General features: G+C 62.1%; 15 protein-coding genes and 1 tRNA gene. 9 read left to right on the forward strand and 7 right to left on the reverse strand.

The genetic code is table 11. From position 1 onward, the window contains the following. Positions 1–53 precede the first annotated feature (53 nt). Positions 54–125: transfer RNA gene (locus JWN03_RS24705), tRNA-Val, on the forward strand. 508 nt (positions 126–633) lie between these two features. Here JWN03_RS24705 and JWN03_RS24710 read toward each other — a convergent pair. Together JWN03_RS24710 and JWN03_RS24715 are read right to left on the reverse strand one after the other, a co-directional pair. After that, the gene (locus JWN03_RS24710) at positions 634–1,494 is read right to left on the reverse strand and encodes a pentapeptide repeat-containing protein (protein WP_297619601.1); all 861 of its coding nucleotides are present in this window, start codon (positions 1,492–1,494) and stop codon (positions 634–636) included. A gap of 541 nt (positions 1,495–2,035) precedes the next feature. Continuing rightward, positions 2,036–2,203 (reverse strand): hypothetical protein, encoded by a 168-nt coding sequence (locus tag JWN03_RS24715; RefSeq protein ID WP_297619604.1) that lies wholly within the window; start codon positions 2,201–2,203, stop codon positions 2,036–2,038. A gap of 182 nt (positions 2,204–2,385) precedes the next feature. On the opposite strand from JWN03_RS24715, the gene JWN03_RS24720 reads away from it, so the two are divergent. The 5 genes from JWN03_RS24720 to JWN03_RS24740 all read left to right on the forward strand — a co-directional run bounded on the left by JWN03_RS24720 (position 2,386) and on the right by JWN03_RS24740 (position 7,358). Beyond that, positions 2,386–3,252: a hypothetical protein gene (locus JWN03_RS24720; protein WP_297619606.1), complete on the forward strand. Its 867-nt coding sequence runs from the start codon at positions 2,386–2,388 to the stop codon at positions 3,250–3,252. Positions 3,253–3,267: 15 nt separating this feature from the next. Further along, positions 3,268–5,169: a hypothetical protein gene (locus tag JWN03_RS24725; RefSeq protein WP_297619608.1), complete on the forward strand. Its 1,902-nt coding sequence runs from the start codon at positions 3,268–3,270 to the stop codon at positions 5,167–5,169. Between the two features lie 40 nt (positions 5,170–5,209). Next, complete coding sequence (locus JWN03_RS24730) at positions 5,210–5,938, forward strand: hypothetical protein (RefSeq protein ID WP_297619611.1); 729 nt, start codon at positions 5,210–5,212, stop codon at positions 5,936–5,938. 223 nt (positions 5,939–6,161) lie between these two features. Further along, positions 6,162–6,998: a hypothetical protein gene (locus tag JWN03_RS24735; protein WP_297619614.1), complete on the forward strand. Its 837-nt coding sequence runs from the start codon at positions 6,162–6,164 to the stop codon at positions 6,996–6,998. A gap of 69 nt (positions 6,999–7,067) precedes the next feature. Further along, a complete protein-coding gene (locus JWN03_RS24740; protein ID WP_297619617.1) occupies positions 7,068–7,358 on the forward strand; it encodes a hypothetical protein in 291 nt (96 codons plus the stop codon). 265 nt (positions 7,359–7,623) lie between these two features. Here the strand turns inward: JWN03_RS24740 and JWN03_RS24745 are convergent, their stop codons facing one another. The 3 genes from JWN03_RS24745 to JWN03_RS24755 form a co-directional block, all read right to left on the reverse strand. Continuing rightward, positions 7,624–8,436 carry a hypothetical protein gene (locus JWN03_RS24745; RefSeq protein WP_297619620.1) on the reverse strand — a complete coding sequence of 271 codons (813 nt, stop codon included), beginning with the start codon at positions 8,434–8,436 and terminating at the stop codon, positions 7,624–7,626. Between the two features lie 276 nt (positions 8,437–8,712). Further along, positions 8,713–9,234 carry a hypothetical protein gene (locus JWN03_RS24750; protein ID WP_297619622.1) on the reverse strand — a complete coding sequence of 174 codons (522 nt, stop codon included), beginning with the start codon at positions 9,232–9,234 and terminating at the stop codon, positions 8,713–8,715. Positions 9,235–9,451: 217 nt separating this feature from the next. Beyond that, the gene (locus JWN03_RS24755; RefSeq protein WP_297619625.1) at positions 9,452–9,946 is read right to left on the reverse strand and encodes a hypothetical protein; all 495 of its coding nucleotides are present in this window, start codon (positions 9,944–9,946) and stop codon (positions 9,452–9,454) included. 579 nt (positions 9,947–10,525) lie between these two features. Here JWN03_RS24755 and JWN03_RS24760 point away from each other — a divergent pair. Then, positions 10,526–11,029 carry a DUF4265 domain-containing protein gene (locus JWN03_RS24760; protein WP_297619628.1) on the forward strand — a complete coding sequence of 168 codons (504 nt, stop codon included), beginning with the start codon at positions 10,526–10,528 and terminating at the stop codon, positions 11,027–11,029. 469 nt (positions 11,030–11,498) lie between these two features. Then, on the forward strand, positions 11,499–12,044 hold the full coding sequence (locus tag JWN03_RS24765; RefSeq protein ID WP_297619630.1) for a GNAT family N-acetyltransferase: 546 nt from the start codon (positions 11,499–11,501) through the stop codon (positions 12,042–12,044). Positions 12,045–12,407: 363 nt separating this feature from the next. Here the strand turns inward: JWN03_RS24765 and JWN03_RS24770 are convergent, their stop codons facing one another. Continuing rightward, entirely contained in the window at positions 12,408–12,851 is a 444-nt protein-coding gene (locus JWN03_RS24770) for a DoxX family protein (RefSeq protein ID WP_297619633.1), read from the reverse strand. Here JWN03_RS24770 and JWN03_RS24775 point away from each other — a divergent pair. Continuing rightward, the gene (locus JWN03_RS24775; protein WP_297619636.1) at positions 12,850–12,981 is read left to right on the forward strand and encodes a hypothetical protein; all 132 of its coding nucleotides are present in this window, start codon (positions 12,850–12,852) and stop codon (positions 12,979–12,981) included. The genes JWN03_RS24770 and JWN03_RS24775 overlap by 2 nt on opposite strands. A gap of 4 nt (positions 12,982–12,985) precedes the next feature. On the opposite strand, the gene JWN03_RS24780 is transcribed toward JWN03_RS24775, so the two are convergent. Further along, the coding region (locus JWN03_RS24780) for an MSCRAMM family protein (RefSeq protein ID WP_297619639.1) at positions 12,986–13,684 on the reverse strand (699 nt) is incomplete at its 5' end.

Consider the following 13,684-nt stretch of genomic DNA (forward strand, 5'->3'; position numbering starts at 1 on the left):
TAATGTTCTTTCTCGTTCGACCAGCACAAAAACGCCGGGCCGAACACCCGTAAGGTCTCATAGCTCAGCGGGAGAGCATTCGCCTCACACGCGAAGGGTCGCTGGTTCAATCCCAGCTGGGACCACATACAAAAAGGCCGGTCAGACATGGTTTCCATGGATGACCGGCCTTTTTCGTGCAATATACGTGCAATAGCGGACTGTGCTCTGTACGCCCTGTGGGTCTCATCTGAGGTCCGCTACCCACGAGGATGTCGCCGACTTCGCGCGGTCATCGCCGCCTCGCAGCGCGGCGACATGCCGGAAAGGCTCCCTCTGACTCAGATGATTGAGCCTGCCAAGTGAGGGCGGCGGGTCCGCGCAGCAACCACATTGGGCACAAGCGCGGCCGTGACGGTTGAGCGCGATCCGCATGATCAGAGCCGTCGGCCGGAAGCTGCTGGCGATACCGTCGAGTGGAGCGAACACCTGTTGGGCCAGCTCGACCGATCAGCTAGTACGTGATTTGGTGCGTGGGGCCCATCGATTCGGTCGACCGTTCAGCGGACCATCTCACGGAGTGGTCCTGCCGGGTAGCGGATGCGTCGACGGGATGTGTGGTGATGGTCCTCAGAGCACGCCGATACGGCTCAGCTACAGCGTCGGCACGAACCCTTGCGGCCATTGTGTGGAGTCGTCGATCCTTGCCTTGTCGAAGCGGGCGCCCCGAAGATTTTCGCCGCGCTCGGTAGTCCAGTCATGGTCAAATAGAGGTGGGTGGTCCGGAACCCACTCCGCATACGTATGGTTTACGAAGATGGTGCCCCGGAGATCAGCTCCAATGAAGTAGGCGTTGCGCATATCCGCGCTACCGAGGAGCGCACCCCTTAGATCACACTCTTGCAAGGAAGCCTGGTTCAGGCGCGCGCCGATCCAGGTCGTGTTCTGGAGGTTTGTGTGGCCAAATGACGCGCGATGAAGATCAGCTCGGGATAATGACGCCCCGTTCATATCGGCGCTGATCAAGATCGCATTCGCGAGATCGGCTCCGCTGAGACGAGCCCGGGTCAGGTTCGCTCCATACAGCTTGGCACTGCGGAGGTTGGCATCAATAAGGTCGGCGTTCGCCAAACATGTTGATGTCAGGTCGATCTGCTCCGGACTCCCTACTCCTCGTCGGCCGATCACCGTAAGCGCGGCCTGCACGTCGATAGGCAACAGGGTGCGGTGATCCGCGCCGCAGTCAGTGCTGTTGGGTGAGTGGCCTCGTACGAACGATCCGAGAACTTCGAAGATCGCCTTCCGATCCGGTGGTGAGTCACTCGACAGCCGTTCGAGGAGGTAGATCCCACCGAGCCGAACATCCATGGCGTCCTTGTCGCCGAGTTGCTCGATGGCCTTCGCGAATCGTTCGGTGACAGCGGTCTGTCTAGCCAGCCCGTACTGATCGCCATTTGCCTTTAACGATTGATTGGTGAACCAGAGCGCCGCGAGCGCGGCAATCGTGGTCACCATCGATGCGAACTTCGCCCAGCCAGCCCAGCCGAAGAACGCGCGGCCGGCCCGCCGGAACTGGCGCCGACCAGTATGCGGACGACGTAGTGGCTGAATTCGATGTGGCCGACGCCGTGCGCCAGCCGCCCCCGATGTTGATGTCACCGGATGATGATCCATCAAAGCGCGCCGCGCCAGACGGTGGAAGCTCAGGTGAGGAGTGGATGGGGACACTGGATTACGCGCACCGGTGGCCCAGCGTCGCTTAGCCCGTTGATCCTTCGAGGTACTGCGCTGGTCAGTTCGAACAGCGTGACCAACTGGAGAGTCGGATGTTTCGGGGTGAAATACTGCGAACTTCCGTTGGGCTGATCTCCTGTGGACTGGTGAGGATCTATGGGAGGTCACGCAGCAGCCTCGTCCGACTCGCCCATGTGCTACTGCCGCCGTGCACGTGGGCACCGAGAACATCGCCGCGATATCCCCAGGCTGTGTGCCGCAGGACGAAACTGTTTCCGCAACTGCATCAACCGCACAGCTTGACCAGCGCTCGCGTCTTCAACTAGATCACGGTGATGCCATCGGCTTCACCGTCTTCCCATATTGTGATCGCCGGTGGTCGATCGTGCGCGGAGCCAGGTTCGCAGTCCTCGCCCTCGATGTTGCGGCGACGTTGTGGATGCTGTTCGGTAACAACGTCTCCTGGCATTTCACACTCGGCATTGCCCATCGTGAGAGGGTGAGCGCGGCCGGTCATCTCTTGGCCCCCTCGCAAAATCGCCGAGCGAATTTAGTGCGGTGTGAACTTGTCGGTCCCCCCTCATACACTGCTCGCTGGCTATCGAAATCGACTGCATAGCAGGGGAAATGACAAACCACTTGGTTTCATCACTGTCGACAGGGGGCGTCGGGGTGACCTTCGAGTACAGGGTCGCGGCGCTGTTGCTCAGCAGATTGTTGCGCGGCTCGCACGCGCCCGTTGGATTCCAACTACCAGTGCGCAGGGTTGCTCTACAACAGCGCAATGCTGGCTACGATTTCGACGACATCGTGGTGTTCGGCCAGCAATCCACGGCGGGGCCGCGCATGCAGATTCAAGTCAAGCACCGTGTGAATACGACCGGAGCCGACTCCGAGTTCATCAAGGTGATGCGGGCCGCGGTGGCGGTATGTACCCAGCACTCTGAGGATCTGCGCGACGGATCACTTCGCATGGTGTTGGCCGCTGGTGACGACGACGGCCTTACCGAGCTTTCGGAGTTGACTCGGTGGGCTATGAGCCGGTCGAAGGACGTGGGGTTCGACCCTACGCGTGCCCAACCCTTCACGAACCGCAATCTGGCCAAGCGTTATACGCACGTCGCGACAGCAGTCGCGACGGCTGCCGACCTGAACAGTGAAGCCGAGACCATGGTGCTCGTCCATCAGATCTTGGCTGCTTTACGGGTGTGGCAAGTCCAGCCTGAGCCGGATGGACAGGACTGGCGCACCGAACTGGATGGATTGACCGATCTCGCTGCCCGAGCCGGATGCAAATCGAGCGACCTGCTCGAGCATCTGTTCGTCCTGGCCCAAGGATTCGGACCTCGTGAGGCCGTCATCGACGGAGATCAGTTGCGTGGCGAATTGCACAGCCAGTACGGCCTCGACCTCGTGACGCGCAATCAGCAGTCGCCCATCGAGGGCTCGTCGATAGCGATCACCATCAACCACACGGGTAGTGGTACAGCGATGGGCGCCAACAATATTCACATCAAGAACTTCAACGCCGGGGCCTGACGAATGGATACCACGATGACATCGATCAATATCAATGCTAACGGTTCGTCCAATGTGGCCGTCGCGGAGAATCAGTCGATTGAGAACTACTACTTCGGCGACGAAGTCGTGGAGATTCGACGCGTTCCAACGGCGGATTTTCGTCCTTGCGAACCCGGGAGATTCGCGTCGCCCACCGGGGCGTGGGACACCGCGGTGGACCGATTTCGTCAAGACGGTCAGCTGATCATCGTCGGAGAGGAAGGAACAGGCCGGCGCGTTGCAGCGCTGCGCTTGCTGGCCAATCGAGTTCCGATCGAAGAAATCTATGAGCTGGAACCAGTGTGGAAGCAACCAAAGTCGGCGCTCATCCGTGGCGCGCAAGAAGGCAGCGGGTATCTGCTGGACCTATCGGCTCAGACCGAAGAGCCGTTCGGGTCGCAGCTCGGCAAGAGCCTCCTGGACTGGGCACGCAAGGCGAATGTCTCGCTGGTGGTCATCACCACGCCGCAGGCTCAGGCACAGCGCTGGACCTCCGAGATTCGCCACCGAACAGTGGAATTGGGATCTCCGGCGGCCCGGCGACTAGCCGAACTCAGGTTGTCGGCGTTGGGTGCGTCCGAACGCACTTTCCTACTCACACAGGAAGAGCGACTGGTCCACATCCTCGCGGGAGCACCGAAGGCGTCCGACGTGTCCAGGCTTGCCCAGATCATCGCTGACGCAAAGCAAGTCAACTCCAGTGGGGAACTTGATATCGCTCGGATCGTCGATGAGTACGAGGACTGGCACTCGTTCATTGACACTCTGATGGAGGACCACACAGGCAGAATTGCGCCCCGAGCACTGTTGTGGGCCAGCGCGTTCTGCGACGGTGGTACCCCGAAGTCGGTGCTGAATATGGCCGAAGCACTTCATTGTCGGGTATCGGTCACGCCTCGTTCGTCCTTGGACGTGCTGAGCGAGGCTCCCGCATCGGTGCGATTGAGCGAGGTCGGGATCGCTGTCACTGAGGGACGGGCGCATGTGCAACCCGATCGCCACGAGTTCGCGGCCGCCGTGCGGCGGCATCTGTGGGACCAGTATGAACATCAAATCGACGTATTGACGGAGTGGATTGTCGGGCAGGTCGCCGCCCTCCCTCCCGCAGATGCCGTCCGCGTAGTCGATGCTGCAATCGACCTGGCCATGCGCCACCGCGACAGCGCCCTGCTCCAAGGCCTGCGGGACGCGCTGATCGGTGAGCGACGCTCCCTTGCTGCACCCGTATTCTCCAGGGCAGCTGTAGATCCCGTGTACGGAGGCTATGTCCGCCAGCGTCTCTACGCTTGGCTGAGCAGGCCCTCGACCGAGGTGTCCGCCTTGATCGTGGAAGTGTGCGGCGGGTCGTTGGGTGAGCAAATGCCTGATCGGGCCCTCACCAGGCTTCGGCGCGCCACCCCGCACCGGCCGATCACGGATCCGATTCTCGACGAGGCTTACCGCAGTCTGTCCCGCGCGCATCCGACGCGGGTCTTGCACGCGATCAAGAGCTGGTTCCACACATCACCGCAAATCAGTGTCCGGGCGTTCCTGGCGTTGGCCGCGACCGCCGACGGTGCCGTGCTGCTCTGCGCAGGTACCAGTGAGGCGTTCGGAAGCTCGAGAGGAGGCGATGATTTGGCCGAACAGTTCACAGCCGCCTTGTATGATGAATCCCTACACGACATCGTCTACCCCATCCTCGAAAGCTGGCGCGAGTTCGCTGAGGACGGCGTCATTGACCCAGCACTCGTCAACGAGGTGTTCGCCGCGTCGCTCGCACCCGGAATCAGCCGCAACGGCATGCGCCGTCTTCTTCCCAACGCGGGGTTGGATACCGACAGCTACTGGGGCCGAATCTTCATGTCCGCAGTGAAGATTGCCGAGATGCAGGCGCAGCACATTAGTGCGAACTGACCGCTGGGGGATGCGTACTCGCGGACGTCACCGGGTTGTCATGTCACTGCCCACCTCTGTCCCCGGGATCAGTTTCACGGTCCGAGGTCAGGTGTGGTTCCGCCGCAAACCGAACCCGGCCACGACCGTCCCGTCCCGCGATATCGCCCGCGCCACTGCGGTAAGGGACGTCTATCAGCAATCCTCAGAGCAGGTAGCGGGATTGCTGCCAGACGCTGCGATCGAGGCGGAACAACTGGTAACCCTCAAGGTTGGGCATTGGAAAGCCACCGCTGAATATCCTGCGATCGAGTTCAAGGCGCGGCTCGGTGTAGGGCTATCCGCTGCGGACCTGGTCCGGGCGGCCCGGTTCGCTGACATTCGGCACGAGGCCGCGGCCGCCGAAAAGATCGAACATGACCGAGTCAAGAGCCTCAGTGACACAGTGCTTTCCGATCTGTCCATAGCCCGTGTGTGGTGGCTACGTCGGATGCTCGACAGCGGTGACCTCGACCTGTCGTGGGCCACTTTCGACACAGAGGTGCGGCCGATAGTTGCTGAGACACAGCGCCACGACGATCCAGTCACAAGGCTCGCGAATATCCTCGCCATCCTGGCCGATCGAATCAAGGAGGACGACACTCGCCTGTACCAACTCATGCAGGTTGCCGACGCAACCCTGATCCGCATGGATTGGTCCAAGGATGTCGCCTCGATGTTGCATCCTCAACTCGACAATCCCGGTTGTCCAACCGAGGCCAAGGTGCGAACGACCACAGACAGACCCTGAGGGAGGATGGAAGTCGGGAAGGGCACTGTTCGCTTGGTGCGATCTCGCCGATGGTGTTGTGCCCATCCATATTTGACACGCATAGGTGGAGGGGAGGTGCCTGCCGGCTGAAACACTGGCAGGTGCCCGGAAGCCGAGTCCATGTGCGCATTCAGGGCTACTTAGCGGGTTCTGGGCGTACGATAAACCACCCCGGGGCCAGCAGAGATGGTAGGACCTTGCTGTGACGGATGACGTCGGTGGTCATGAGCGCTGCATTGGCGGATGCATGCTGCAATCGCCGAAGTACGCACTGGCGGCGCGTGAGTCGAAATACAAACTGGGTTCGGGGCAGCTGGAGCGACTGCTGCAGTTGCTTGAGGGGCGGTGCATGGTATGCCTGTCTTGCCATGCGATGTATGTGGACACGACAACGCGGGCCACAGAGCGTAGTCCGCGAGGCATGCTCTGTCGGTTTTGTAAACAACGAGTAGCAATCTACGAGGGCGCGTATGGAGAACACGCGCCCTTCTATTCACCGTGTAGATGCCGCGCGGCCAACACCCCCGAATGGTGCCTGCGGATCACCGCCGCCACAGCGCAATACCTCGTTCGGACGGCAGATGTGGAGTCCTGCCCCACGAACGAACAGTGGTTCGCCTGCCTGATCAACGACGTGTCGGCTAATGGTCCCGACCCACAACGGATTTGGGGCGGTGCCCCGCTCTACAGTCTCCCGCGGCTTCCTGTGCGGGGAGGTGCGCCGATCGCGCCCGATTTCGGCGCACATCCACCGCTTACCCGTATCCGGTGCCAGACTGAATGCCGAGACCACGTCGAACACATTTACATCGCATGCTTCGACGAGCCCACGACGCTCCGTGACGCCGACACCCACAGTTCGGTAAAACACTACGTCGGATGGACACGGCAGCAACCGCCTGAACGCCGGGTCAGCCAGCACGGTGCAATCTGCCGACAATCGTTGGTAGCGATCATTCCTGGCACAGAGCGCGAAGAAGAGCTCCTGAAGAACGAAGGTCGTTGCCCAAGATGTGACCATCCGCTCGAATACCGCTGAAGTTGCGATCCGAACCGGCAAAACCTGTTCGCGTCGGAGACTACTTGGCAAGTCGTTCTTCAGACTCCGGTGTTCGACTTCCTGTGGTCGATGCAGGGGCTGGCGGCCTATCTGGAGCGGGGTGAGCGTTGCTGGCTGGGGTTCACCGAGAATGACGACCTGATCGTGTTCACACCCGAGGCCGGCAAGGTCCGGATCTCCTGCGAGTACGCAACAGTCGAGGCGGTCGTTGAGGCGGTCTGCGACATCGCCGAGCTCAGGGACGCATGGGTGGCCTTCCGAGACGTCGTCTTGACCGAACTCTGTGAGGAGTATCCGCGGCTCGCGGCCAACCCGGTCCTCGCCGAACTACAGCTCTGACTGCACCCACTGAGCCTAGACAGCACACCCTCATGCCGCATGCCACGCTGACCGCACCGGCCAGCGTGGCACCGCACGGAAGATCTACTGGCCGTGGAATTCTGGCGCCGGTCGAACACACCGCACTGGCCGAGTTACGTGTTCTCGCGGCGACCTCGGTAATGCTGGTCGGTTGGTGGACATACCTGTAGCCGGTCCGCGACCTCCGTCCACGGCACATCGTGAAACTCCCCGGTCCACGCACGCAGGCTGATCGTCATGTCCGTCACCGCCTTCGCGATAACCGGTCTGCGGGCTCGTCAAGGACGAAATCGTTCGGGCGTTCGCGCGCCAGGCGCGCGTGGCGGAGCTGGTACTCCGCAATCGCCGCGTAGCCGTTCCCCTCGATCTCGGCATGGATTCTCAGAACGGCCCGGCCCGTTTGCCCGGTCAAGATGAGTTCGTCGATCGGTGTTTCGTCGATGGCTACCGGTGCGGGATTCGGTTTGCTCAGCCGCACCAGCACCGGCTCGACCGATTGCAGCAGGCCCCAATCGAACAACGCTCGGTAGGGCCGCCGGCGCCCGGACTCTGGGTCGACAGCCTCGAAGTCGATTCGGTTCCCGATCGAGCCGAGGTCGATGTCTTGATCGAACGGGCCTAGACCGGAGTTCAGAAATTCCGCCTGTGTGCACGACCACGGTGTCAAGTTGTCGATGGAATCCAACTGCGGCACAGGTACTCCCGGCTGTCGAAGCAGTCGGTGGAACAGGCGAGGATAACGACCTATCGCTGTGAACTCGAACTGCATGCCGGGCCAGAACGGCAAATCCCACCGTGCCGATCGAGTCTCCCGGGCGCCGTCGCCTTCGATGTTTTCCGAATCCGGTGCGCCCCAGGCGGAGACGTATTCGGTGATCGTCGTGAAGTTGTTCGTGGCGTTACCGAACCACCACCGCGCCTCGGCGATCGCGGTGTCGGCGCGCGTCGCGCCGATCCGATCGAGCAGTTCCGCAGCCTGTGCCGGGGCACTCCGGCACATCGGGTGAAGCATCGACAATTGGAAATCGTGCAGTGTAGTCACAGGTTCGCCGGTCATGGTCCCTCCCCGTCGGCCAATCCGAATCGAACCTACCAGCGGTACCGAAACACGCAGGTCCCCGCGAGACTCGGATCCGCCAACCAGCAGCGGTCAACCGAACGCACTCATCTGCCGCCGATCGCGCTGACCGAACCTGCCAGCGTGGCACCCCCGAAGACCAACCGGCCGCGGGCATTTGGTGCCGCCGAACGCACCCTATTGCAGAGTTCCGGGTGTTCACACGATCACGCACGGGACTGGTCGCATCTCTCAATGGGATCTGCACATTGATCGTTAATCGGTGTAGATGGTGCTCGCTGTTTCGCCGCGATACGGCATCCAGCGGTATCCGGGCCGGAAGACTGCGAACTCGTCTCCCCACCCGAGCTCTGCATGCAAGGCATCGCACAGGACGAGACCGTCGGCGGCGCCCGCGCCCACTCCTGCGATCCACCCGCCCTTGAGCCAATTGGGATTGATCTTCACTTCCGGATCCCAGCCGACCGTCGCGGCAACGTACCCATCGAACGTGGCGAGCAACTGGTACAGTTGGTGGCCGAGTTCGGTCAGTTCAGCTGCAGTAAGAGCGAATTGGGGGATATCGCCATCCAGTGCGACACCGAGGCCGACGGCCACGGGCAGCACCGACAACTCGACGTACGGGCCGTCGGTACGCAGCAATGGCGTGTGCAAAGGAATGCTGCGGTTGCCCGCATCCAAGGTGGTTCGCCAGGAAACCGCCTGACTCAGCACTGCAGACCGCGCAGCGTCGATATTGTCGCCGAAATTGACTACCAGTTCAAAGCAGATCGCCACGCTTCCCCATCTTTCGCGATTGCGCCACTGTATCGGCAGCGGGCACACAGCGCTGGGTCAACAGCAACCAGCAAACACTGTCCATTGCCAACTTGCGTAATGCCGCTGACCAAATCGGCCAGTGCTGTACGGCGGAAGATCAACTGGCGGTTGCCATCCGAGGTCGGATGAACGCACGCACTTGCCGATGACAGGGCGATGCTAGTGCCGCAGTGCGTCAATCCTTGGTCCGTCCATCCGCTAGAAGGACCGTATCCACGAGCGATGTCGCGCCCGAAGGTATCGGTAACGCCGCAGCGACGAGTGCCTCCACTAGCGGGCACGGCAGATAGATGACAAACCGCCAGGAAAATACGGTCGTCCACAGATCGCGCTCGTGACATATCGCGGCGTAGACCTCCCCGAGTACAGCCACGACGAGCAGACCGGCGAACCCTCCCAACAGGGACAACAACACCATCCGTGACCTGACTGGGTATCTCGCACCCCAGCCCCTGCTGATCGATACGCGCTCAGCCAATTCCGCTCCGCTGGCAATCAAAACAGCAGGCAGCCCGGGGAACCAGAGGAGCCACGCGATGCTGTACGGAAGGAGGAGGGTCAACTTGCCGATCTCGGGGTCGGTGATCCAGATTGATCCGTACAGCACAGCGAAGGGCGCTGCAAAATGAATGAGGCTCCGGGTGGTGCGAGCGTTTGCGTCGGACATCATCGTCCTAGTCCTCCCTACTCGACCAGCCCGCTCGACTGGTCCATCCGCCCACCCAGCGCCGGCTCGGTGAAACAGGCAGTGGGGTAACGCATCTCGTCTCTATCGTGGTCACATGCACCCTCCCGGGCAACACAAAATCGATAATTGTGATCAGGCGCATCCACCCGTGCCCCAGTGGTGACCAGCCCATCCCCGGCAAGGTCGGCCGGCTGGCATCAACCCTGCCGAACAGAGCACTCGATGCCGAGTGAATATCCAGCCGCATAGTGAGCGGTTCAAAACAGCCGGACCCGCGGCCCACGAACGCTCCACTTCCGAACGGGGCCTGCTCTGTCCGATAAGCAGTCAATTACTACGGTGCGGGTCGGCTACCGGCACAAGCGAGCCGGGTGCACGAACGACGATCTCTTCGAGAGGCGACTTCGGTATCGGCGACAAACCCTCGACTTCAGAACACCATCAGAAGCACTCGATGACGTGTTGCGATGACCGCCTGCGCCCGCACCGATGACCGAGCAGTGGTGGACCGGTTGCTCCGCGTGTTCTGCTCCGTGCGGCCCCATAAGGCATCCTGAGACGATGATCGACGAGCGGGTGGGGCGACCCGTAGAACAGCCAGGCCACGTACGCGTGCACTTCGATCTTCAGGTAGACGATGGCTGGCCCCCGGTCGGCGCCGAATCCATGTGGGCGATTCCTTCACCCGAGCCTGATCTGGTCGCGCTGGACAACATCCCGTGGTTCGTTCGCGGACTCGCGATCGGCGACGTTGTCAGGGTCTCCGCCGACAGTGAGGGCCTGCTACGCATGACAGAGCTCGTCGCCTGGTCCGGCAACTGCACAATCCGCGTAATCCCATTCCGCTCAGGGCCTCTCGAGGGCAACTTGCAGCGCGTACTCGATAGCTTTGAACCGCTGGGAGCCAACGGTGAGGGCTTGCAACAGTTCGGCATCGTGGCTCTGAACGCGCCGCCGACCGCCGATATCTCCGGTATGAAACAGCTTCTCCAGCAGGGCGAAGCCGCGGAGTGGTGGACATACGAGGAGGGATGCATCGGCGACACCTGGGAAGCAGCCGGATAGGTAGTTCGGAGCAGTCGGCGGCGAGAACATCCGGCTTTGCCTGCGTACCGCGCTCTTCTGAACCGCCAGCGTGGAACTCGAAAGATCAACGGGACGCAGGCATCTGATGCTGACTGAATGCACGCTGTTGCCGACGACCGAGCGGCTCGTCTGTTACCAGCCTATGTCCTTGGCGACATCCTCCTGAGCGGCCGCGATTTCTTCCGCGCTACGCCCTGCGACGTCGTAATCAGCGGCCCACTCGAAACGGCTACACAGGTCCACTAGTGCTTGTTTCCGCGCCGGATGCGTGATGGGCACCAACGTTCTTCAGCAAGACGGTGGGCGCCTGCCGTAGCAAACACACGCTATTGCCGCGAGGCGGGCGGTTCGATGTGACCAACAGGCAGGCTCAAAGATCAATGAGCCGAGATCATTCGGTCTGTCGAACGCGATGATCCGTCGGCCGGGCGTCGCGTAGATTCAGATCGTGGTGGCGTACTCGGACTTCCCGGCTAGCCTGTCGACTCAGCGACTCCGGCTGCGGCGCTGGTGTCCCTCGGACGCGGAGGCGCACCGGGCATTGTGGGTGGAGCGCGATGTGCGGGCCTTGCGAAGGATCGACGCGGACGGGCGGCCGACGGTCGAGGAAATGCGTGAGTGGTTGGTGGCCAACCCTCTTGGTGCCGATCCTGGTCTGGGGTTGCGTCCCATCGAGCTTCGAGATACCGGCGAGTTCATCGGCTACTGCGGTCTGATCGTCGGCCAAGCGTCATATGACGAACCGGAGATCGCCTACGAGCTTGCCCAGCGAGCCCACGGACGCGGGTATGCCACCGAGGCCGGCCGGGCAGTTGTCGAGGCCGCGGCCGACACGGGACGACGGCGGTTGTGGGCGACGGTGCGGGAATGGAACACCGCTTCGTTCCGCGTTCTGGAGAAACTCGGCTTCGATCGCAGCGGGCGGGTCGACCCGGATCCCGAACGCGGCGACTCGATCTGGGTGACACGCGAACTCGATCAGCCATTGGCGTAGAGACGTGGTGGGACCGTCGCCCCCGACATGAACGCCTTCAAACGGCAACGCACTCATCTTCTGCCGCTGATCGCGCTGACCGAACCGGCCAGCGAGGCGCGGCGGAAGATCAACCGGCAGCAGCCATCTAGTGCCGGCCGAACGCTCGCTACTGCCGATTACAGCGTTGGCAGAGTGGCTCACCGAGCCGAAGGGCGTGCTGGTCGAGCGTCAGGGCGTGCCGAGCAGCGCCCGGTGGCCGGTGGAGTGGTTGGCACTGTCGTGGCCCTGCGTGTCAGGGTGGGGTGAGTCCACCGGCTCGGAGCCTGGTAACCGCATCGTCGTGTCGTTGTGCCTCAGCGACTATCGGCCGCACCACGGTGTCTACGAGGTCGTCACTGCCCGGCTCCGGCGCCACACACCGGCCGCGTCGGTGGCCAGCAACGCCCATGCGACGAGAGCCGGCTGAAACACCAGCCGCACAGCGCGTTTGGCGTCGGAATCGAGTCCGAACGCGTCGCGATGTTCGACCAGTTGCGCGATATTCCCGGGAAAGATGACAACGAAGAACGCGGCGACGATCGCACCGACGAGCGCACGTCGCGGCTGCTTCCATGTCCGGAGAAGGGCCGCGCCGAGCGTGATCTCGACGACTCCGGAGGCCAGCACGACGAAGTCGGTGTCGAGTGGGAACCATGACGGCACCTGGGCGCGGAAATCCTCGCGAGCGAAGGTCAGGTGGCTGGTGCCTGCGGACATGAGCATTACGCCGAGGAAGGCTTGCGCTGCCAGTCGAACCCTGGACGAACTTTCACCATGGATCACCATGTGGAAAGCATCGCACACGATGTATCAGAGGAGCTTCCATGATGAAATCGCCGCGATCCGCGACGGGCGGCGCATCCGCGTGAACGGCAACGACGGTTATGTCGAAATCCTTTCGCAGCACGGTGATTGACGCTTCACTGAATCTGCGCGTATTCGTCGAAGCCGAGCCGGAGGTCGTGATCGGCACCGCCGATGATGGTGACCTGGTCGGTCACCATCGAATATCCGCGAACCATGACGGTGTACTCGTCGGCGGGCAAGCCGGTCACGGTGTAGCGGCCGTCCTCGTCGGTACGAGCGGTTCCGACGGTGTCGCCGGATGAGTTGAGCACGGTGACCCTGGCGTCGCGCACCGTCTGTCCGTTGGCGCGCACCGTGCCCGACAACACCGCCATCGGTGCCAGCGTGACGTCGAAACGGAGCCGGCCGCTGTCGGGGACTGTCAATGTCGTTGCCGTGGGCCGCATTCGGGCGGCGACCGCCACCAGTGTGTAGGTTCCAGCGGGCACGCCATGACAGGTGTACGTGCCGTCCGCCGCCGTGACGGCGGTGCCCGCTACGTCGCCGAGCAGGTCGGTCACGCTGACGGTGGCATCCGGCACCGGTTCGTGCGTGGTCGTGCGCACCACGCCGGACACTTCGCTGGATCCCGATAGCGTGACGTCGAGCTGGTGCGCGCCGTCTTTCTTCACCGTGACGTTCACCGCGGTCGGTTGATGTCCGTCCGCTGAGACGATCAAGACATAGCTGCCAGGTGCGGGCGGCTCGATGGTGTAGCTGCCGCTGCCGTCTGCGGTCGCCCGCGAAACCTGTTGTCCGCGTTGGCTGATCAG

It is taken from the genome of Nocardia sp. (assembly GCF_025465275.1).
In the GTDB taxonomy this organism is placed as follows: domain Bacteria; phylum Actinomycetota; class Actinomycetes; order Mycobacteriales; family Mycobacteriaceae; genus Nocardia.